At 64.0% G+C, this 21,338-nt stretch carries 19 protein-coding genes; 8 read left to right on the top strand and 11 right to left on the bottom strand.

The genetic code is table 11. The annotated features are described in order from the left end of the window. Positions 1-5 precede the first annotated feature (5 nt). The 3 genes from NKI49_RS10390 to NKI49_RS10400 form a co-directional block, all read right to left on the bottom strand. Positions 6-608, bottom strand: a complete 603-nt coding sequence (locus tag NKI49_RS10390) for an ANTAR domain-containing response regulator (RefSeq protein ID WP_352603384.1) — start codon at positions 606-608, stop codon at positions 6-8. Next, on the bottom strand, positions 605-1,699 hold the full coding sequence (locus NKI49_RS10395; RefSeq protein WP_352603382.1) for a transporter substrate-binding protein: 1,095 nt from the start codon (positions 1,697-1,699) through the stop codon (positions 605-607). The genes NKI49_RS10390 and NKI49_RS10395 overlap by 4 nt, the downstream gene beginning before the upstream one ends. 189 nt (positions 1,700-1,888) lie before the next feature. Further along, positions 1,889-2,377, bottom strand: a complete 489-nt coding sequence (locus NKI49_RS10400) for a hypothetical protein (protein ID WP_352603380.1) — start codon at positions 2,375-2,377, stop codon at positions 1,889-1,891. Positions 2,378-2,890: 513 nt separating this feature from the next. Between NKI49_RS10400 and NKI49_RS10405 the strand changes: the two genes are divergently transcribed. The 3 genes from NKI49_RS10405 (at position 2,891) to NKI49_RS10415 (ending at position 5,567) form a co-directional block, all read left to right on the top strand. After that, positions 2,891-3,745, top strand: a complete 855-nt coding sequence (locus tag NKI49_RS10405; RefSeq protein WP_352603378.1) for a MetQ/NlpA family lipoprotein — start codon at positions 2,891-2,893, stop codon at positions 3,743-3,745. Positions 3,746-3,841: 96 nt separating this feature from the next. After that, positions 3,842-4,930, top strand: coding sequence for a methionine ABC transporter ATP-binding protein (locus tag NKI49_RS10410; RefSeq protein ID WP_352603376.1), 1,089 nt, complete (start codon positions 3,842-3,844; stop codon positions 4,928-4,930). Then, positions 4,911-5,567, top strand: coding sequence for a methionine ABC transporter permease (locus NKI49_RS10415; RefSeq protein WP_352603373.1), 657 nt, complete (start codon positions 4,911-4,913; stop codon positions 5,565-5,567). Before NKI49_RS10410 ends, NKI49_RS10415 begins: the two co-directional genes overlap by 20 nt. A 16-nt stretch (positions 5,568-5,583) precedes the next feature. Here the strand turns inward: NKI49_RS10415 and NKI49_RS10420 are convergent, their stop codons facing one another. The 4 genes from NKI49_RS10420 to NKI49_RS10435 form a co-directional block, all read right to left on the bottom strand. Beyond that, complete coding sequence (locus NKI49_RS10420) at positions 5,584-6,159, bottom strand: Fic/DOC family protein (protein WP_352603371.1); 576 nt, start codon at positions 6,157-6,159, stop codon at positions 5,584-5,586. Positions 6,160-6,162: 3 nt separating this feature from the next. Next, positions 6,163-6,369: a hypothetical protein gene (locus NKI49_RS10425; RefSeq protein ID WP_352603369.1), complete on the bottom strand. Its 207-nt coding sequence runs from the start codon at positions 6,367-6,369 to the stop codon at positions 6,163-6,165. 122 nt (positions 6,370-6,491) lie between these two features. After that, complete coding sequence (locus NKI49_RS10430; protein ID WP_352603367.1) at positions 6,492-8,192, bottom strand: hydantoinase B/oxoprolinase family protein; 1,701 nt, start codon at positions 8,190-8,192, stop codon at positions 6,492-6,494. Positions 8,193-8,194: 2 nt separating this feature from the next. Then, the gene (locus NKI49_RS10435) at positions 8,195-10,279 is read right to left on the bottom strand and encodes a hydantoinase/oxoprolinase family protein (protein WP_352603365.1); all 2,085 of its coding nucleotides are present in this window, start codon (positions 10,277-10,279) and stop codon (positions 8,195-8,197) included. Positions 10,280-10,508: 229 nt separating this feature from the next. Here NKI49_RS10435 and NKI49_RS10440 point away from each other — a divergent pair, with 229 nt between their 5' ends. The 5 genes from NKI49_RS10440 to NKI49_RS10460 all read left to right on the top strand — a co-directional run bounded on the left by NKI49_RS10440 (position 10,509) and on the right by NKI49_RS10460 (position 16,771). After that, complete coding sequence (locus tag NKI49_RS10440; protein WP_352603363.1) at positions 10,509-11,336, top strand: ferredoxin--NADP reductase; 828 nt, start codon at positions 10,509-10,511, stop codon at positions 11,334-11,336. A gap of 151 nt (positions 11,337-11,487) precedes the next feature. Beyond that, positions 11,488-12,537 carry a deoxyribose-phosphate aldolase gene (gene deoC / locus NKI49_RS10445; protein WP_352603362.1) on the top strand — a complete coding sequence of 350 codons (1,050 nt, stop codon included), beginning with the start codon at positions 11,488-11,490 and terminating at the stop codon, positions 12,535-12,537. A gap of 74 nt (positions 12,538-12,611) precedes the next feature. Further along, positions 12,612-14,984 (top strand): aldehyde dehydrogenase family protein, encoded by a 2,373-nt coding sequence (locus NKI49_RS10450; RefSeq protein ID WP_352603361.1) that lies wholly within the window; start codon positions 12,612-12,614, stop codon positions 14,982-14,984. Positions 14,985-15,168: 184 nt separating this feature from the next. Then, the gene (locus NKI49_RS10455) at positions 15,169-15,900 is read left to right on the top strand and encodes an SDR family oxidoreductase (protein ID WP_352603359.1); all 732 of its coding nucleotides are present in this window, start codon (positions 15,169-15,171) and stop codon (positions 15,898-15,900) included. Positions 15,901-15,925: 25 nt separating this feature from the next. Further along, the gene (locus tag NKI49_RS10460) at positions 15,926-16,771 is read left to right on the top strand and encodes a fumarylacetoacetate hydrolase family protein (RefSeq protein WP_352603357.1); all 846 of its coding nucleotides are present in this window, start codon (positions 15,926-15,928) and stop codon (positions 16,769-16,771) included. A gap of 291 nt (positions 16,772-17,062) precedes the next feature. Here the strand turns inward: NKI49_RS10460 and NKI49_RS10465 are convergent, their stop codons facing one another. The 4 genes from NKI49_RS10465 to NKI49_RS10480 form a co-directional block, all read right to left on the bottom strand. Further along, complete coding sequence (locus NKI49_RS10465; protein WP_352603355.1) at positions 17,063-18,061, bottom strand: ABC transporter ATP-binding protein; 999 nt, start codon at positions 18,059-18,061, stop codon at positions 17,063-17,065. A gap of 226 nt (positions 18,062-18,287) precedes the next feature. Beyond that, positions 18,288-19,349 carry a Gfo/Idh/MocA family protein gene (locus tag NKI49_RS10470; RefSeq protein WP_352603353.1) on the bottom strand — a complete coding sequence of 354 codons (1,062 nt, stop codon included), beginning with the start codon at positions 19,347-19,349 and terminating at the stop codon, positions 18,288-18,290. Then, positions 19,346-20,185, bottom strand: a complete 840-nt coding sequence (locus NKI49_RS10475) for a carbohydrate ABC transporter permease (protein ID WP_352603351.1) — start codon at positions 20,183-20,185, stop codon at positions 19,346-19,348. Before NKI49_RS10475 ends, NKI49_RS10470 begins: the two co-directional genes overlap by 4 nt. 125 nt (positions 20,186-20,310) lie before the next feature. Further along, positions 20,311-21,240, bottom strand: coding sequence for a carbohydrate ABC transporter permease (locus NKI49_RS10480; protein ID WP_352603349.1), 930 nt, complete (start codon positions 21,238-21,240; stop codon positions 20,311-20,313). Positions 21,241-21,338: the final 98 nt, after the last annotated feature.

The raw sequence follows: 21,338 nt of genomic DNA on the forward strand, positions 1-21,338 counted from the left end.
GGAGGTCAGGCGCGATGGGACTGGTCATCGCCGCCTTCTTCCCCGGTCATCGCCACGATCCGACGCGCTGCATCCTCGACGCTGATCTGCCAACCCATCGCCAGCGAGCGCAGCTGCGCATAGGCGCGGCCGTCATCGATGCCTTTCGAGAGTGCGGCCACCGCGCGCACGATGGTTTGCCGCTCGGCGACGCGCTGGCGAAGCGAGGCGATCTCGCCGGCCAGGTGTTTGCGCGCCTCGAAACTCTGCCGCGCGATCAGCAGCGCGCTGTAGACGCCGGCAGTGCCGACCGGCTTCAGCAGCTGCGCATCGGCCTTGTGCGACAGCGCCCATTCGATGCGGCCCGGCGCCTCCGAGCCGATCAGCGCCACCAGCGGCATCGGCGCCTCGCCCGGCTTCCAGGGGAATTGCTCGTCGAAGCCGAGATCGGCGTCGAAGAAGACGAAATCGGCGGCCAGCGCCTCGGGCGGCAGTTCCGGCCAGCAATCCAGCGTGATCAGGCCGATGGCCGACAATTGCCTGGTGATCGCCTGCACCGTCGGGTGCGGACGATGCAGGATGAACGCCCTGGCGCCGCCGAGATTGGGGATGCGTGGCGCCCTGGTCACGACACCACCCTCAGGCGCGGCCGGCCGAACGTCCTGGCGGGATCGTAGCGCGACAGATACGGGTCCGGCGCGACCTCGTGCTGCCGGCTGACGACCTCGAAGAAGCCGTCCGCGATCCGCCCGATGATCACCGGCAGCGTCGCGTGCTGGGAGCGGGCGTCGATGGCGATGGGGCCGAGCCGGGTTGAGAAGCGCCGCTCGGCGAAGGCCTTGGAAAATTCCGCCGGACCGGCGTCGGGATCGCGCGACAGCACGTCGGCCATCACTTGCACCGAGGCATAGGCGGAGGCTTCGAAGGACGAGGCGAAGGCGGCCGGCCGTGGTGCGAAATAAGGCCCGACCGACAAATGCCCTTTTCCGGATTCGCCGATGGCCGGCAGTTCGCCTTCGGTGAGATTGCAGGAGATGACAGGGCAGGTTTCTGGGCTGAAGGCCTGATCCTCGACGCCCAAGTCGCGATAGGCGGCCAGGAAGGCGTAGGACGAGGTGCCGATCAGATTGTTGAGAATGAAGTTCGGCCGCGTGGCGCGGATTTCGGCGATCAGCCGCGACACGTCGGTCTCGCCGATGCGCAGATAGCGCTCACCTAAAACTTTGCCGCCGGCATCCGCGATCAGGTCGCGCGCGACGCGGTTCATCTCCCAGCCCCAGATGTAATTCGAGCCGAGCAGGAAGCCATTGGCGCCGAAGCGGGGCACGACATGGGCCATCAACGGCACCAGATGCTGGTTGGGGCAAGCGTGCATGTAGACGACGTGCTCGTTGGCCTCGAAACCTTCATAAGGGCAAGCGTACCAGAGCATGCCGCCGGCTTTCTCCAGCACCGGGATCGTCTCCTTGCGGCTCCAGGAGGTGACGCAGCCGACGACATGGCGGGCGCTGCTGGTCTTGAAGATGTCCTCGCACAGCGTCGCGTAGCGATCGGCATTGCTTTGCGGATCGCGCTCGACCGGCACCAGCTCGATGCCATGGTTGCGGTCGGCGTTAATGTCTGCGATCGCGCGCATGGCGCCCATCCGGCACGCATCGGAGACGAGCTGATAACTCCCCGAGCGGGAATAGAGGATGCCGATCTCGATGCGCCGTTTCAAACAGATCCCCAAAATAATAATGCCCCGCAGCCGCCGCCGGAGGGCGAGGCATACGAGGCATTCTTGCCGCCCGGCGATCAGAGCCGGTATTTTTCCAATCGCTAGCCTATTCGGTACGGCCGGTCAGTCAAGCCCTCAAAGCGACAGCGCTTAAAGCTAGCCGCGTGCAACACGGTCGGCCATCGACGACTATTTGGCCGCGGGCCTTTGATTGCGTTGGCGGGCATAAGCCACGCAGGCGTCCACCGTGCTGACACAGAGCGCATCGCGGCTGTTCGGCATATTGTTGTCCCCGGCGTAGGCGACTTCGGCCACGCGGCCGTCGACCAAGCGAATTTGCGTGTTGCAATAGCCGCCGGGGGCGACATTGACGGAACCGCCTACCGCCGGGATCGCACCCAAGCCCAAGGTTGGAACCACGATGCTGAGATTGCCGCGCTGGACGGCGCGCTGATAGGTCCAGATCTGGCCAGACGGGCCAGCGTCCGCGGTGGCGGTCGGAAACCCCGCGCACATTCGAACGTCGGCTTCGCTGAGACCGACCATCTCCTTGCGCGCCGCCGCCGTCGTCGGGTCGATCTTGGCAATGCGCGACGTGTCGTCGGGAACGACGCAGGAAGACAGAACAACGACCGAGAGAACAGCAAGGGCAAGCTTTCGAATGCAGGAAAATGTCATGCCGATTTTGAATTTAGGTGGCGCCCGCCGTTCCTCTACCTAGGCGACCGGACGACCGGATCAACCCGTGCAGCTTCACGAAAAAGGTAGCCATGCTGCTGCATCATCTCCGGCAACCGGGGCCAACGTCCCCTGCGCAAGACGCGGGAAGCGCGCTAGGTGTCTGCGCGCCGGGGCTGCTCCAGCCTGTCATGTCCGAAGCGCTGTTCGGTGTCGTCATAGATGACGCGGCACTCGGGTGAGAGGGCGTCGATCAGAGCCGAGCCGGACGGCGCTACCGTCGGGCGACTCGGCCGCGGGGCCTCCGAGAATCCGACCTTCCTCTCGGGCACGGTTGCGGGCGGACCGGTGGCGTCCTGTGCTCGCTGCCGTGAAATTTTTGAGAGAATATTCCCGGCTTCGGCCAAGCCGAGAAACGCCGTTCTTTGATATGAGTGATAGAATTTCTGATGATGTGACCAAGGCTAGGTAAACCGCTTGGCCGCCACGACTTCACAACTGCAGAGATCAACAATGTCCGATTTCAAGAACACTTTGCCATCTTCCCTTTGGTCAGCCATCAACCGCCGCAGTGGCCTCGCTCTGCTGTTCGCATCGGCTGTCGCGATCGGCAGCCTGATGGCGCCCGGTGCGTCGTTCGCCGAAGACAAGAAGGCGATCAAGGTCGGCATCATCAGCGGCGAAGACGAGGATGTCTGGCGCGTCGTCGTCGCTCAGGCAGCCGAAAAGGGCCTGACCATCGAGACCGTGGTGTTCAACGACTACACCCAGCCCAACGAGGCGCTCGAGCGCGGCGAAATCGACGCCAATGCCTTCCAGCACCAGCCCTATCTCGACAACCAGATCAAGACGCAAGGCTACCATATCGTGCGCGTCGGCTATACCGGCGTCTGGCCGATCGGCCTTTACTCCAAGAAGTACACCAAGGTCGCCGACCTGCCAGAGGGCGCGGTCATCGGCGTTCCGAACGACCCGTCCAATGAAGGCCGGGCGCTGCGCGTGCTGCAGAACGAGGGCGTGATCAAACTCAAGGACGGCACCGGCATTCTCGCCACCACCGCCGACATCGCTGAGAACGCGAAGAAGGTCGAGATCAAGGAATTGGATGCGGGCATCGTCGGGCGGTCGGTCGAGGATCTCGACGCCGCCGTGGTCAACACCGACTGGGCGCTGAAAAGCGGCCTGACGCCGGAAAACCGCATCGCGCAGGAGCCGATCGCCGACAATCCCTACCGCAACTTCATCGCGGTGAAGGCCGGCAGCGAGAACGAGCCCTGGGTGAAGACGCTGGTTGCCTCCTACCAGAACGAGGCGGTGAAGGCCGAGTTCGACAAGGTTTACAAGGGGACCGGCCTCAGCGCCTACTGAGAAGGTCGGCGCCGGCAGGCGTCATCCATCATGGCGGTCCGCGCGCAAGGCGCGGGCCGCGTTCGCGTTTAGCGGATCATGAGAACAGGGCCGCGAATGAACCAGCATGTCACCGCAACCGCCGAGACCGCGGATTCTCCGAGCACGACGCCGCACGATGTGGTGCGCCTCGTCGAGCTGAGGCGCCGCTTCGGCGTCACGCCGGCACTCGATGGCGTCTCGCTGACCGTGCGCAAGGGCGAGATTCTCGGCATCATCGGCCGCAGCGGCGCCGGCAAATCGACGCTGATCCGCTGCCTGAACGGGCTGGAACGGCCGGATTCCGGCGAAGTGTTCATCGAGGGCCGCGAGATCAGCCGGCTCGGCGAGCGCGATTTGCAGCCGCTGCGGCGGCGCATCGGAATGATCTTCCAGCATTTCAACCTGCTGTCGGCCAAGACCGTAGAGGACAATGTGGCGCTGCCGCTCAAGATCGAGGGCCGCCCGAAGGCGGAGCGGTTGCAGCGCGCCGCTGAGTTGCTTGAACTGGTCGGACTGTCGGAGAAGGCAAAAGCATATCCGGCGTCGCTGTCGGGCGGACAGAAGCAGCGCGTCGGCATCGCCAGGGCGCTTGCCGCGCGGCCGGCGCTGCTGCTGTCGGACGAAGCGACCTCGGCGCTCGATCCGGAGACGACGCGGTCCATTCTCGCCTTGCTGAAAGACATCAACCGGCAGCTTGGCTTGACCATCCTGCTCATCACCCATGAAATGGAGGTGATCCGCTCGATCGCCGACCGGGTGGCGGTGATCGATGCAGGACGCATCGTCGAGGAAGGGCCGGTCTGGTCGGTATTCGCCGACCCGCGTTCCGGCATCACAAGGAGCCTGCTTGGTGCTATCCGGCCGCAACTGCCGGCCGAACTGGCCATCCGGCTGGTGCCGGCGGCCGGAGCTGAAACCATCCTGCGCGTCGACGTGGCCGGCGACGCAGCGCGTAGTCCGCTGCTGTCCGACCTTGCCGCTGCCGTGCCAGGCTCCTTCCGCCTTGTCCACGGCGGCATCGATCATGTCCAGCAGCAACCGGTCGGCACGCTCTTCCTGTCTGTCCCGGGCAGCGATGCAGATCACCTCGCTGAAGTAATCACATTCCTGAAGGCTCGCCAGGCGCGGGTGGAGGTGCTTGGCCATGTCGCCAGTTCTGTTTGAACTCCTGCTGCGTTCGATCTGGGAAACGGTGCTGGTGACGGCCGCATCCGGCCTGATCTCGCTCGTTTTCGGCCTGCCGCTTGGTCTCGCTTTGATTGCGACAGAGCGTGGCGGCATCGCCGAAAGCCTGTGGGTGAACCGCGTGCTCGGTGCCGTGATCAACGGCTTCCGCTCGGTGCCGTTCATCATCCTTCTGGTGGCGCTGATCCCGGTGACGCGGCTGATCGTCGGCACCTCGATCGGCACCTGGGCGGCCATCGTGCCGCTGTCGATCGCCGCTACGCCCTACTATGCGCGCATCGCCGAAGTGTCGCTGCGCGAGGTCGACCACGGGCTGATCGAAGCGGCGCGCGCCATGGGCGGCAACCGCTGGACGATCATCCGCGAGGTGCTGGTGCCCGAAGCGCTGCCCGGCATCGTCGCCGGCTTCACCGTGACGCTGGTGACGCTGATCGGCGCTTCGGCCATGGCGGGAGCCATCGGTGCCGGCGGGCTCGGCGACCTCGCCATCCGCTACGGCTATCAGCGGTTCGAGACGTCGGTGATGATTGCCGTGGTCATCGTGCTGATCATCCTGGTCTGCGGCATCCAGTGGGCCGGCGACCGCTTGGTGGCGAGGCTGGATCGGCGAGGATAGAGACTGGACCGGCGAGCTAGGCGATGATGTCTTCGATAAGAGCCTGCAGAGGCGCTTCGGAACCGCTGAAACTGTCGATCATGGCCTGGATTACGCGATCACGGTCGAGAATGTCTGCGTTGAACGTGAAGCCTGCATGCTCGGCAAGCATGGCGAGGAATGTGAGCTGGGTGCGCCCATTGCCTTCGCGAAACGGATGCACGGCATTGATTTCGGCGACGACGTGCGCCACGAGACTGGCAAACCGAGTGCTTTCAAGATCCGCCAGACGATCGGGGTTCCCGAGTTCGCGGAACACTCGGGCCATCTCGCTGGCGATGTGTTCGGGATAACAGAACCAGCTGCCGCCTTTGCCGATGCGAATACTGCGCACCTGACCGGCCCAGGCATATACGTCCTGAAACAGGTGCCTATGCAGGCTAAGGTAGTGCTGGAAGTCGAGTTCGCCCGCCGGCAAGGGCTCGTCGGCGCGAGTCAGGAACAGAGCGAGCTCGACCTCGTCAAGTTTGGCCTGATCTCGGATGTCCAGCAAATTGATGAGCACCGACGTGCCGGGGTAGCAGAGCGGATCGAACTCGGCAGCGTAGACCAACGTCTATTTCTTCTTGCGGATTTCTTCCTTAATGAGCGAACGCCGCTCATCGCCGGATAATCCGCGCCGCACACCTAGGCTGAGGACCTCTCTCATGCGGGGCGACAGCTTCATACCTTCCACCGCGCTGATCTTCTCGCCACGCGCGCTCGTCAGCACGAACTGGCCGGTCTTGGCCGAGCGGTTGATTCTGGAACCAGGAGATTTCATTTGGAAATCATATCATAACCCCGGAGGGGAGGCCAAAACGATTTCCGGGACAAGCAATGCCAGCCACGCAGCCTGGCTCCTTCCGGATCGAAAAGCGGGATCGGTGTCGCGAGCGACCGTTCTCACGCGGCCCCAAACATCTCCCTGGCTTGCTCTGCCGTGTAATAACCAAGCCTGACGTCCTGAGCTATCAATTCCGGGTCGCGCTCCAGCGGATCGCCGTAGCCACCGCCACCGGGCGTGCCGACACGCACGCGGTCGCCGGCCGTGAGCGCGATGTCCTGCTCCTTGGAGAGATGTGGCGGCACATGTTCCTCGCCGTTTCGGAAGACGGTCACGGTGTTCGGTGCGCCGTCCTTGCCGCCGAGCGCGCCTTGCGGGCCGAACCGGCCGTGGTCCATGACGAAAGAGGCGCGTGCATCGCCACGCAGGATCTCGACCTCATAGGCCAAGCCAAAGCCGCCGCGATGCTTGCCGGCCCCACCGGAGCCCTCGCGCAACGCATAGTGGCGGTAGAGCACCGGAAAAGCCTGTTCCATGATCTCGACCGGCGGCGACTTGGAGATGCCGATGGTCGAGCAGCCATTGGTCAGGCCGTCATGGTCCGCGTTACCGCCATAGCCGCCGCCGGAGATCTGGTACATGACGTAGTCGCGGCCGCGCGCCGGATCGTTGCCGCCGAGCGCGAAATTGCCGCTGGAACCGGCGGGCGCCGCCGTCACCTTGTCGGGCAATGCCTGCACCATGGCCGCGAACACCGCCTCGGCGATGCGCTGCGACACCTCCGCGGCGCAGCCGGAAACGGGCCGCGGATATTTGGCGTCGAGGAAGGTACCTTCCGGCCGCTTGACGACCAGGGGTTCAAACGCACCGGCGCTGATCGGCACATCCGGGAAAATATGGCGCATGGCGAGATAGACCGACGACAAGGTCGTCGCCAGCACGCTGTTCATCGGCCCGGCGCATGGCTTTGACGAGCCGGCAAAATCGAAGGTGAGCATGTCGCCCTCCTTCTCGATGGCGAGTGCGATGGTCAGCGGCTCGTTGACCACGCCGTCGGAATCGACAAACGCCTTCGAGCGGTAGGTGCCATCGGGGATCGCCGAGATGTGGGCGCGCATCTGTTCGGCGGCGCGGCGGCGCAATTCGGCGATCGCCTCCACAACTGTTTCGTCACCGTAACGATCCAGGATTCCGTCAAGCCGGTCCTGGCCGATCAGCAATGCGGCGGCCTGGGCGCGGATGTCGCCGATGCGCTGGTCGGCGACGCGGATGTTGGAACAGATGATGGCGTAGATTTCCGCGTCGAGCAGACCCTTCTTGAACAGTTTGACCGGCGGCAGCCGCAAGCCTTCCTGCTCGACCGCCGTTGCCGATGCGGAAAAACCGCCCGGCACCGAGCCGCCAATGTCGGGCCAATGGCCGGTGTTGGACAGCCAGCAGAAGATTTTTCCCGCGCGGTAGACCGGCATGACGAAGCGCACATCCATCAGATGGGTGCCGCCGAGATAGGGGTCGTTGACGATGTAGATATCGCCGGGTTCGGGCGCCAGGCAGCGGCCGTCGGCGATCATCTCGATCACCGTTTTGGTCGAGTATTGCATGACGCCCACGAAAACCGGCAGGCCTTGGCTGCCTTGCGCGATCAGCGAGCCGTCAACGGCGGAATAGATGCCGTCGGAGCGGTCGTTGGCCTCGGCGATGACCGGCGAGAAGGCGGCGCGGGAAAACGTCAGGTCCATCTCGTCGCAGACCTGCTGCAAGGCCGCCTGGAGAACCGAAAGCGTGATGGCGTCGAGCTTTGCCCCTTTTAAAGCTGGCATTGTCAGGCCTCGCCGATGTCGATGATGATGTTGCCGTCGACGTCCGAGCGGGCGCGGTCGCCGGGTTCGAGCACGGTGGTAGCGTCCATCTGTTCGAGGATCGCGGGCCCTTCGACGACCGCGTCGAGCGGAAGCTTTTCCCTGACATACACCGGTGTGTCGTGCCAGCGTCCGCTGTACCAGACCGGCCGGATCTCGCGCCGCGCCTCATCGAGCGTCGTTGCCCGCCCGGCCGGATCGATAAGCCGCGACAGATCGATCGCTGGCCTGACACCCGTCACGGACGTGTTCAGGTTGACCAGATTGGCGCGGATTTCCGGCAGCTCGACCTTGAAGCGGGCGAAATAGGCCTTTTCGAACAGGGCTTGCAACTCGTGCCGCGTTACCGACGAGGACGGCAGCGCCACATTGATGATGTGAGTCTGACCGACGAACTGCATGTCGGCGGAATGGGTGACACGGATCGTCTGCGGCTTCACCGCTTCCTTGCCGATCAGCTCCTCGCCTTCGTTTCGATGCCGTTCCAATACCGCGTGGAGTTGGGCTTCGTCGAGAACAGCCACCGGCTGGTTGACTGTGTTGACGAAATCATGGCGCAGATCGGCGACGACGCAGCCGAGCGCGTTGGTGATGCCGGGCCGGGCGGGTACCAACACCCGGGGCAGGCCGAGTTCGCGGGCCAGGGCGGTCGCATGCAGCGGCCCGGCACCGCCGAAGGCGAACAGCGCGAAATCGCGCGGATCATGGCCGCGCGACACCGAGACCATGCGGATGGCGCCGGCCATTTTCATGTTGCCCAGCCGCAGCACCGCACCGGCCGCCTCGACCCCGGACAGGCCGGTGGCCTTGCCTATCCTGTCCTCGAAGATACCGGTGACACGCTCGACGGTGACTGGATTTTCGACGGCAAGCAGCTTCTTCGGCGCCAGCCGGCCGAGCACCAGATTTGCGTCGGTGATGGTCGGCTCCAGGCCGCCGCGCCCGTAGCAGATCGGGCCGGGATTGGCGCCGGCGCTTTCCGGGCCGATCTGGATCAAGCCGGCGGCATCGACGCGGGCGATCGAACCGCCGCCGGCGCCGACCGTGTGCACCGCCACCATCGGCACGTGGATCGGCATCGCATATTCGATCTCGATCTCGTTCGATACCGCCGGTTCGGCGTTGCGGATCAGCGCCACGTCGGTCGAAGTGCCGCCCATGTCGTAGGTGACGAGATTTTCGAAGCCGGCACGCTTGCCGGTATAGGCGGCGGCGATAACGCCCGAGGCCGGACCGGACATGACCGTCTTGGCCGATTCCCGTGTGACGAAGCGGGCCGAGATCATGCCGCCATTGCCGTTCATGATCAGGAAGTCGCGTGCATAGCCCTTTGCCGCCAACTCCTTGCGCAGCCGCTCGACATAGCGTTCGAGGATCGGCTGCACCGACGCATTGACCGAAGCGGTGACGCCGCGCTCGAATTCGCGCGCCTCCGACAGCAGGGCATGGCCTGTCGTGATGTAGCCGTTCGGCCAGGCTTCGGCGGCGATTTCGGCGGCGCGCCGCTCATGCGTGGGGTTGGCGTAGGAATGCAGGAAATGGATGACGAGGGATTCGCAGCCGGCCGCGATCAGCGTCTTCACAGCCGCGCGCATTTCGGCCTCGTCGAGCGGCGTGCGAACGGCGCCCGATGCCTCGACGCGCTCCGACACTTCGAGCCTGAGATCGCGCGCGATGATCGGCACGAAGCTGCCGGTCATGCCATAGGCTTGGGGTCGCGTGCGCCGGCCGAGTTCGATCACGTCACGAAAGCCGCGCGTGGTGATCATGCCGGTTTTCGCCAGCCGGCGCTCGAGCACGGCATTGGTGGTCGTGGTCGTACCGTGCACGATGAGGTCGATGCCGGCGATGGCAAATCCGGTGGCGCCGAGTGCCGAAACGACGCCGAAAGCCTGGTTGTCGACCGTGGTCGGGGTTTTGGCGATGTGCACCTTGCCACCGTCCTTGCCATCGATCAGAAGCAGGTCGGTGAAAGTTCCGCCGACATCGATGCCGGCGACGACGCTGGCTTGAGAATCTGGCCGCCGCACCGAAAAATTCTCTTTCATTGTCGAAACCCGAAACGCTGAGACTACGGATATGTCACAGTTTGGAAAGGTGTTTTACGGTAGCGTCTTGACGCAAATATCGTTTGTATACTAATAAATTCCGGACACAAGAGCTTACCCGCTTCTCCAAGCTTCGAAGTGTGGGAACAGCGCGTCGGGACCTGACTGGTCCGGGCGCGCAGGAAAAGTTTGGCGCCCACGTCCGCAGCTGGCCACAAGGTTGGATTTGATGAACACCACATCCGCTCTCAACATCGCCGGCGCCCGCCCGCTGCAATTCCCAATACCGGCCAATGTCTATGCCGAGACCGTCGTCTCGGTGAAGCACTACACCGACCGGCTGTTCTCGTTCCGCATCACCCGCCCGCAGTCGCTGCGCTTCCGCTCCGGCGAGTTCGTCATGATCGGCCTGCCCAATGCCGAGAAGCCGGTGTACCGCGCCTATTCGGTTGCCAGCCCGGCCTGGGACGACGAGCTGGAATTCTTCTCGATCAAGGTGCCGGACGGCCCGCTGACCTCGGAGTTGCAGAAGATCCAGGTCGGCGACACCGTCATCATGCGCCAGAAATCGACCGGTACACTGGTGCTCGATGCGCTGACCCCGGCCAAGCGGCTGTTCATGATCTCGACCGGCACCGGCATCGCGCCTTTCGCCAGCCTGCTGCGCGACCCGGACACCTACGAAAAATTCGAGCAGGTGATCCTGACCCACACCTGCCGCGACATCGCAGAACTCACCTACGGCCAGGAACTGGTCGCGGCGCTCGAAAGCGATCCGTTGATCGGCGAGCTGACCGGTGGCCGCGTCACCCTCTACAATTCGACGACGCGCGAAGAGTCGCCGCGCATGGGCCGCATCACCGCGCTGATCGGCTCCGGCAAGTTCTACACCGATCTCGGCATCGACAAGCTCGATCCCGAGACGGACCGCATCATGATATGCGGCTCGATGCATATGCTCAAGGACGTCAAGGAGCTGGCCGAGAGCCTTGGTTTCAAGGAAGGCTCGCTCAGCCATCCGGCGACATTCGTGGTCGAGCGCGCTTTCGTCGGCTGAGACCAGCGCCTCGCTCAAAAACGAGTTTTGACCTTTCGGTCAAAAACTAGCTGCTTTCGCAGCCTTTTTCGGCTATCCCTCGCTTGAGGACTCGTGAAGCGTCAATTCACGGGCTATCTTCGGCGCACGTCGCTGAATGAAAGGGCAGGAGATGAGCAGCACAATCCGCGAAGCCGAGCTTGGCTCGTCCAAGGTGACGCCGCTGCCTGCGCGTGCCGCCGCCAACACCCCCATCCCGCTGGACCACCGCATCGCGCGCAACCCCGGCATGAAGCTCGACCTCGGCTTCATGGAATCGGTACGCAGCGTCAACCGCTCGGCGCTGGAACGGCGCGTCGCCAGCCTCACCAAGCGGCGCTCGATCAAGGCCGACAACCAGGCGGCCTGGCTGCTGCGCGCCGTCGCCTGCATGGATTTGACGACGCTGAACTCCAACGACACCGAGGAGCGCGTGCGCCGGCTCTGCGCCAAGGCGATCAACCCGTTCCGCCGCGACATCGTCGAGGGTCTCGGCATTTCCGGCGAAACCATCCGCCCGGCCGCGATCTGCGTCTACCACCCCTTCGTCGCCACCGCTGTCGACGCCGTGCGCGGCACCGGTATCCATGTCGCCGCCGTCTCCACAGCCTTCCCGCATGGCCTTGCGCCGCTCTCCACCCGCCTGCAGGAAATAGAGGCCTCCGTGAAGGACGGCGCCGACGAGATCGACGTCGTCATTCCACGCGGCCTGGTGTTCGGCGCCAAATGGCGCGAGCTCTACAATGAGATCGTCTCGATGCGTGCCGCCTGCGGCGACGCGCATCTGAAGGTCATTCTCGGCACCGGCGACCTCGCCACGCTGCGCAATGTCATGCTGGCCTCGATGGTGGCGATGATGGCGGGCGCCGACTTCATCAAGACCTCGACCGGCAAGGAGAGCGTCAACGCCACGCTGCCGGTTGGGCTGGCCATGGTGCGCGCCATCAGGGCCTATTTCGAGGAGACGGGTTATCTCATCGGCTTCAAACCCGCCGGCGGCATTTCAACCGCAAAAGCCTCGCTCGATTGGCTGGTGCTGATGAAGGAAGAGCTCGGCCGGCCGTGGCTGGAGCCGACCTTGTTCCGCTTCGGCGCGTCGAGCCTTCTGACCGACATCGAGCGGCAGCTCGAGCATCATCTGACCGGGCATTATTCGGCCAATCATCGCCACGCCATGGCGTGAGCGCCCCATCCCCCACCCCGATCGGCCTTGCCGATCGATCCCTCCCCACAAGCGGGAGGTGAAGGAGGCACCTGATGAACATCCTCGAACGCTATCACGCCATGGAATACGGCCCGGCGCCGGAGGCCCGCAACGAGGCGGATGCCTGGCTTGCCGCGTGCGATTTTTCCAAGGCACTGTTCATCGGCGGCGACTGGAAAGCCGCTTCCGGCGGCAAGACGTTCGATACCAGCGAACCGTCATCCGGCGGGCTGCTGGCCAAGGTCTCGGATGCCAACGCCGCCGATATCGATGCCGCGGTTTCGGCGGCTACCAAGGCGCTGCCGAAATGGTCGGCCTCTTCGGGCTACCAGCGCGCGAAAGTGCTTTACGCCATCGGCCGCGCCATGCAGCGCCACCAGCGCCTGTTCGCGGTGCTTGAGACAATCGACAATGGCAAGCCGATCCGCGAAAGCCGAGACATCGACGTGCCGCTGGCCATCCGCCATTTCATCCACCATGCCGGCTGGGCGCAGGCGCTGGACAGGGATTTCCCCGGCCACAAGGGCGTCGGCGTCGTCGGCCAGATCATTCCGTGGAATTTTCCGCTGCTGATGCTGGCCTGGAAGATCGCGCCGGCGCTCGCCGCCGGCTGCACGGTGATACTGAAACCGGCCGAGTTCACGCCGCTGACATCAATCCTGTTCGCCGAAATCTGTGAACGCGCCGGCGTGCCGAAAGGCGTCGTGAACATCGTGCAGGGCGGACCGGAAGCGGGCGCGGCCATCGTCAACCACCCCGGCATCCAGAAGATCGCCTTCACCGGTTCTTCGGAAGTGGGCAAGATCATCCGGAAAGCCACGGCTGGATCGGGCAAAAAACTGTCGCTGGAACTCGGCGGCAAGTCGGCCTTCGTCGTTTTCGAGGATGCCGATCTCGACAGCGCCGTCGAAGGCCTGGTCGATGGCATCTGGTTCAACCAGGGCCAGGTCTGCTGTGCGGGTTCGCGGCTGCTCGTGCAGGAAGGCATCGCCGAAGCCCTGATCGCCAAGGTCAAGGTCAGAATGAGCCGGCTGCGCGTCGGCAGTCCGCTCGACAAGAACACCGATATCGGCCCGCTGGTCGACTTGACGCAGCTCGACCGCGTCAAGGGCCTGGTCGCCGAAGGTGCCCGGCAGGGCGCGGTATGCTGGCAGCCGGATGCAGCACTGCCGTCTTCCGGCTATTATCACCTGCCGACGCTCGCTACTGGCGTTTCGCCGGCTAACATTCTTGCCCAGGAAGAGGTGTTCGGCCCGGTGCTCGCGACCATGACCTTCCGCAACACCGAGGAAGCGATCGAGCTCGCCAACAACACCCGCTACGGCTTGGCCGCCTCCGTGTGGAGCGAGAACGTCAATCTCGCTCTCCACGTTGCGCCGCAATTGAAGGCCGGCGTCGTCTGGATCAACGGCACCAACATGTTCGACGCCGCCTGCGGCTTCGGCGGCTACCGCGAGAGCGGTTTCGGTCGGGAAGGCGGGCGCGAGGGCATGTTCGAATATCTCTCGGCAAAACTGCCGCTCGGTCCGGCCATCAAGCCGGCGACGACATCCGCGCAGCCTGTCGAACAGGTCGACGGCGCGGCGATCGATCGCACGGCCAAACTTTTCATCGGCGGCAAGCAGGTACGGCCGGACGGCAACTATTCACTGGCGATCGCCACCGCGAAGGGCAAGCTCGCGGGCGAGGTCGGGCTCGGCAGTCGCAAGGACATCCGCGACGCCGTTTCAGCCGCCCGCGCCTGTAAGGCCTGGCCGGAAGCGACCGCCTACAACCGTTCCCAGGTGCTGTATTATCTGGCCGAGAACCTTTCCGGCCGTGCAAGCGAGTTCGCCGCTCGCCTCACGGAACTGACCGGCACCAGCGCCAAGGCGGCGCGCGACGAGGTTGAGCTGTCGATCGAACGGCTGTTCCTCTATGCAGGGCTTGCCGACAAGTTCGAGGGCCGCGTGCACCAGCCGCCGGCCCGTGCCGTGACACTGGCGCTGCACGAGCCGGTTGGCGTCGTCGGGATCGTCGCGCCCGATACATCGCCGCTGCTCGGCTTGATCTCGCTGGTCGTGCCGGCGCTGGCCATGGGCAACACGGTGATCGCCGTGCCCTCCGAGCGCTATCCGCTGCTGGCCACCGACCTCTATCAGGTCATCGAATATTCCGACGTGCCGGCCGGCGCCATCAACATCGTCACCGGCCGCACGGCGGAACTCGCCGGCGTACTGGCCAAGCACGACGATGTCGACGGGCTCTGGGTGTTTGCCGATGCCGAGACCTGCGCCAACGCGGAAGCCGAGTCCGTCGGCAACCTCAAGCGCGTCTGGAGCGGCAATGGCCGCAGCCTCGACTGGGCATCCGGCGAGGCGGCCGGCGATGCTTTCCTGCGGCGCGCCGTCGAGGTGAAAAACGTTTGGGTGCCTTACGGAGACTGAGCGTGTACGGTGTTGCCGCTATGGTGATCGCGTTCGGGCTTGACGCCTGGGAGCATGTTCTTTAACGAGAAAAAACATCTTTATCTGTGAACTGACGCGGCGCAGGCCGCATAGTGGCGCCTGACTGGCACATGACGCCCCGGCCGGCCGCCGATAACGCCAGATGACCCAGGAGGAGAAAAACATGGCGGATCTGGCAGGCAAGGTCGTTGTCGTCACGGCAGCGGCGCAAGGCATCGGCAAGGCGAGCGCGCTGACCTTCGCCAACGCTGGTGCCACCGTCTACGCCACCGACATCAATGAGACGCTGCTGGCGGAACTGGCCAAGGACTCCGGCATCCAGACCCGTAAGCTGGACGTGCTCAACGACGAGGCCGTCAACGCCGCCTTTGCCGAAATCGGTGCCGTCGACGTGCTGTTCAACTGCGCCGGTTTCGTCCACTCCGGCTCGATCCTCGAAATGAAGGATGCCGATCTCGATTTCGCCTTCAATCTCAATGTCCGCGCCATGATCCGCACGATCCGTGCCGTCCTGCCCGGCATGCTGGAGCGCGGCGACGGCGCGATCATCAACATGGCGTCGCTGGCCGGCTCGACCAAGGGCGTGCCGAACCGTTTCGCTTATGGCGTCACCAAGGCCGCGGTGGTCGGCCTGACCAAGGCAATCGCCGCCGATTATGTCGGCAAGGGCATACGCTGCAACGCCATCTGCCCCGGCACGGTCGAGAGCCCGTCGCTGGAGGACCGCATGCATGCGCAGGGCGATTATGAAGCGGCCCGCGCCGCCTTCATCGCCCGCCAGCCGATGGGCCGGCTCGGCACCCCGGAGGAAATCGCCGATCTCGCCGTCTATCTGGCCGGCGCCACCTATACGTCAGGGCAGGCTTATAATATCGACGGTGGCTGGTCGATCTGAACCAATCTGACTGAGGAGACATACCATGAAGCTGCTGCGCTATGGCGAGGCGGGAAGCGAACGCCCCGGCCTGCTCGATGCGGATGGAACGGTCCGTGATCTTACCGGCCACGTCGCCGACATCGGCGGCAAGGCGCTCGATCCGGCATCGCTGGCGACGCTGGCGAAGCTCGATCCGCAGTCGCTGCCGGCGGTTTCCGGCAAGCCCCGCATCGGCGCCTGCGTTGCCGGCACCGGCAAGTTCATCTGCATCGGCCTCAATTATTCCGACCACGCCGCCGAGACCGGCGCCACCGTGCCGCCGGAGCCCATCATCTTCATGAAGGCAAGCTCGGCGATCGTCGGGCCGGACGACGACGTGCTGATCCCGCGCGGCTCGGTGAAGACCGACTGGGAAGTCGAACTCGGCGTGGTCATCGGCAAGACGGCGAAGTATGTCAGCGAAGCCGATGCGATGGATTATGTCGCCGGCTATTGCGTGGCGCACGACGTCTCCGAACGCGCCTTCCAGGCCGAGCGGCAAGGCCAGTGGACCAAGGGCAAATCCTGCGACACGTTCGGTCCGATCGGCCCCTGGCTGGTGACCAAGGACGAGGTGGCCGACCCGCAGAACATCAAAATGTGGCTGACGGTCAACGGCAAGACCATGCAGAACGGCTCGACCAGGACCATGGTCTACGGCGTGGCGTATCTGGTATCCTATCTCAGCCAATTCATGTCGCTGCACCCCGGCGACATCATCTCCACCGGCACCCCGCCCGGTGTCGGGCTCGGCATGAAGCCGCCGGTGTTCTTGAAGGCGGGCGATGTTGTGGAACTCGGTATCGAAGGGCTCGGCCAGCAGAAGCAGACGTTTAGGGCTGACGCGTAGGCGCAACTTCTCCGTTCTCTCCTTGTGGTGCTCTGAAGGAGAGAAGACGGTTTCGCGCCCTTCTTCTACCCCGTCGATCGGGGGAGAGGTGGCGAGCGAAGCTCGACGGAGTGGGGGTCGACCTTGCTCCGTTGTTACGTCAAGCCGGGGCGATGCCTCGCCTAGATCGAGACCCTGTGGTGAGTTGCCAGCGGCGGCGCATTTGAGGACCGCCTTCCCCCACTCCGTCGCCGCTTCGCGGCGCCACCTCTCCCCCCTCCGGAGGGAGAGGAAGGGAGAAGCGCCGTGTATCTACTTCAGCACCCTTCCGTCCATCCCAAACCGATATGTCTTCGCCGGATCCGGCGTTGCGTAAAGCGTCGCGCCCGGCTCAGCATCATAGACGCCGAAAATCCGCACGGTGATCAGTCCGGCCTTCTCGCAGTCGAGATAGAGATTGGTGTCGGCGCCGAGATGCTCGGCGTGCACCACCGTGCCCTTCCAGGCGCCGGACTTCGGATCGACGGTCAGATGCTCCGGCCGCACGCCGATGGTCTTGGCCGTTTCGCCGAGACGGGCGCCGTCGACAAAATTCATCTTCGGCGAGCCGATGAACCCGGCGACAAATTCATTTGCCGGCGAATTGTAGAGCTCCATGGGCCCGCCGATCTGCTCGATCCGGCCGGCATTGAGCACGACGATCTTGTCGGCAAGCGTCATCGCCTCGACCTGGTCGTGGGTGACGTAGATCATTGTTGCCTTCAGGCGGCGATGCAGCTGGGCGATTTCCAGCCGCGTGTTGACGCGCAGCGCCGCGTCCAGGTTCGACAGTGGTTCGTCGAAGAGAAACAGCTTGGGCTCGCGCACCACCGCGCGGCCGATGGCGACGCGCTGGCGCTGGCCTCCCGAGAGTTCCGCCGGCCGCCTTTCCAGATAGGGCTCCAGCGACAGCATCGACGAGGCGATACCGATGCGGCGGTCGATCTCGGGCGCCGGAGTGCCGGCTTGCTTGAGGCCGAGGCCCATATTGTTCTTCACCGTCAGATGCGGGTAAAGCGCGTAGGTCTGGAACACCATGGCGATACCGCGTTTGGCCGGCGGCGTGGCGGACACATCCCCGCCATCGATGACCACCCGGCCCGAGGTCGAATCCTCCAGCCCGGCGATCACCCTGAGCAAGGTCGACTTGCCGCAGCCCGAGGGCCCGACGAAGACGACGAATTCGCCATCCGTCACTTCGAGGTCAATGCCCTTCAGCACCTCGACCGGACCGAAGGCCTTCTTCACATTCTCGATCTTCAGCGAGCCCACGGCGATCCTCCGGATTGGAATGTGGGCGCGAATGCACCCCCCTCTGGCCTGCCGGCCATCTCCCCCTCAAGGGGGGAGATTGGCAGCTTTGACGCCGCAGCGCTTTTTTCGACCTCGGTGATTGGCGAAGGCAGTGCCGACAGCTGATCTCCCCCCTTGAGGGGGAGATGGCCGGCAGGCCAGAGGGGGGCGCCGTAGAGCGCAATTCCCAAGAATAATTCCGCACTCACAACCGCACCGCCTTTCCGCTACGCACGCTCTCGTCGGCAGCGAGACAGACCGCGAGCGATTTCACCGCGTCGTCCATGTGCTTGGTGAGATCCATGTCCTCGCGGATCGCCTTGAGGACAAAAGCCTGTTCGAGGTCGCAGAGGTCCTGGTGGCCAGGTTCGCCTGCCATCGACAGCATTTCGTCGGCTTTGGTGAACTTGCCGTCCGCGCCGGTTGCCGCATTGTGCAGGCGGATGGTCGAGGTCTTGGTGTGGGTGTCGATATCGTCGGACTTGACGCCTTCCTTCATGACGATCGACACGCAGCCCTTCGGCGAGATGACGTCCTTCACGAAGAAGGCCGTCTCCGAAATCATCGGACCCCAGCCGGCTTCGTACCAGCCGACCGAACCGTCGTCGAACAGCACCTGCAGGTGGCCGTAATTGTACATCGACGGCGCGACGTCTTGCGTCAGCCGCACACCCATGCCGCGCACCTCGACAGGCTTGGCGTCGGTGATCTGCAGCATCACGTCCAGATAGTGAACGCCGCAATCGACGATCGGCGAGGTCGTCTGCATTAGCTGCTTGTGCGTCTCCCAGGTGGGGCCTGAGGATTGCTGGTTGAGGTTCATGCGAAAGACGTAAGGGCCGCCGAGCTTGCGCGCCTCGGCGATCAGCCTGATCCAGGACGGGTGATGGCGCAGGATGTAGCCGATCACCAGCTTCTTGCCGTTGGCGTTGGCCGCCGCGACGACGCGCTTGGCATCGGCCACCGTCGTTGCCAGCGGTTTTTCGACGAAGACATGGCAGCCGGCTTCGAACGCCTTCACCGCATAGTCGGCATGGCTGTCGGAATAGGTGGCGATGCAGGCGACATCGGGCTTTTCGTCGCGCAGGGTTTCGTCGAAGGAACGACGGATGCCATAGCCGGAGAGCCCTTCAGGCAACGGCACGTCGGAGCGGTTGACCAGGGCCGCGATCTCGAAGCCCGGATTGGTGTGGTAGGCCAGCGCATGGCTGCGCCCCATATTGCCGAGGCCGGCGACGACGACGCGAAGGGGACTTTGCGAACTCACTTGACGGCTCCCGACGTGATGCCGCGGATCAGTTGCCGCGAGAAGATGACGTAGAGGATCAGCACCGGCATGATCGCCAGCGACAGGGCGGCCAGGATGGCGTTCCAGTTGGTGACGAACTGGCCGAGGAACAATTGCGCGCCGAGCGTCACTGTCTTGGTCTCTTCCGACGGCGCCAGGATCAGCGGGAACCAGAGATCGTTCCAGATCGGGATCATGGTGAAGACGGCGACCGTCGCCATCGATGGCCGCACCAGCGGCAGCACCAGGCGGAAGAAGATCGTGTATTCTGAGAGCCCGTCGATGCGGCCGGCGTTCTTCAAATCGTCGGACACCTGCTTCATGAATTCCGACAGGATGAAGACGGCCAGCGGCAGGCCCTGCGCGGTGTAGACCAGGATCAGCGCCGTCAGCGTGTTGACCAGCCCGCTCGCCACCATCAATTGCAGGATGGCGACGGTGCCCAGCCGGATCGGGATCATGATGCCGAGCGCCAGGTAGAGCCCCATCAGCGAATTGCCGCGAAACCGGTATTCCGACAGGGCAAACGCGGCCATGGCGCCGAACAACAGCACGAAGAACAGGGAAGCGACGGTGACGACGAAGCTGTTCTGGAAATAGTGGATGAAATCGCCCTGGCCGATGACCGTGGTGTAGCCGATCAGGTCGAAAGTCCCGGGCGTCGGCGGCGTCAGCGGCGCGCCAAAAATGCCGGCGCGGGATTTAAACGAATTCATGATGACGAGGACCACCGGAAACAATGCGATCGCCGTATAGGTCAACAGGATCGCGTGGGCGCCGATGGTGCGGGGCAGGGAATGGGTCGCGGTGCTCATTGGGACGTCTCCTGATGAGGCGCCTTGCGGGGGAGATGGCCGGTCCACCCTCCGCAGCATCTGCGCTGCAGCTGCGGAGGACGGGCAGGCCAGAGGGGAGTATTCAGCCGTGACATCTCCGACCCTCAGAACTGGTAGCGACGCAGGCGCGTCTGCACGAGGAAGAGGTAGACGCAGACGCCGCCGAGGATGATCAGGAACATCATCGTCGCGATCGCAGCACCCATGTTGGGGTCGCCGACCTGCAGCTGGAAGCCGAAGAAGGCGCGGTAGAGGAAGGTGCCGAGAATGTCGGTCGAATAGTTCGGTCCGGCGAGCGCGCCTTGCGCGGTGTAGATCAGGTCGAAGGCGTTGAAATTGCCGACGAAGGTGAGGATCGAGATGATGCCGATCGACGGCAGGATCAGCGGCAGCTTGATCTTCCAGAACTGCGACAGGCCGGTGATGCCATCGCATTCGGCCGCCTCGATCACCTCTTCGGGGATCGACAGCAGAGCTGCGTAGATCAGCATCATAGGGATGCCGACGAACTGCCAAACCGAGATCAGGCTGAGCGCGGTTAGCGCATATTGCTCCTTGCCGAGCCAGGGCGTGAACAGGCTTTTGAGGCCGACCAGGTCCATCATATGCGGCGCCACGCCCCATAGCGGCGACAGGATCAGCTTCCAGGCGAAGCCGACGATGACGAAGGACAGGATGGTCGGCACGAAAATCGCCGTGCGATAGAAGGCCGCGAATCTCAGTCTTGGGCTGGACAGCAGAGCCGCCAGCATGACGCCGATCGGGTTCTGCACCAGCATGTGGATGATGAAGAACCAGACGTTGTTTCGTAGCGCGTTCCAGAAACCCACCGACCAGTTCGGATCGCCGAACAGCGTGCGAAAATTTGCCAGCCCGACGAAGACCTGGGACTGCTCGATGTTGCGGAACAGCGACAGCTGCAAAGTTCCTGCCAGCGGCAGGATCATGATCGCCGTATAGACGAGCACCGCCGGCGCCAGGAAGACGCCGATGTGCCAACGGAACGGTCTCTTCGGTCTGATATCTGTGGCCATGAGTTCGGTCCCCGCCGATCAGGTCTTGGAGAATACCGCTAAAGGCGCGGCGCCTCCCTCCCCCTTGAGGGGAGGGTGCCTCGCGAAGCGAGGCGGGT

Origin of the sequence: Mesorhizobium sp. M0587, from assembly GCF_040320945.1 — a bacterium.
Classification (GTDB): Bacteria; Pseudomonadota; Alphaproteobacteria; order Rhizobiales; family Rhizobiaceae; genus Mesorhizobium.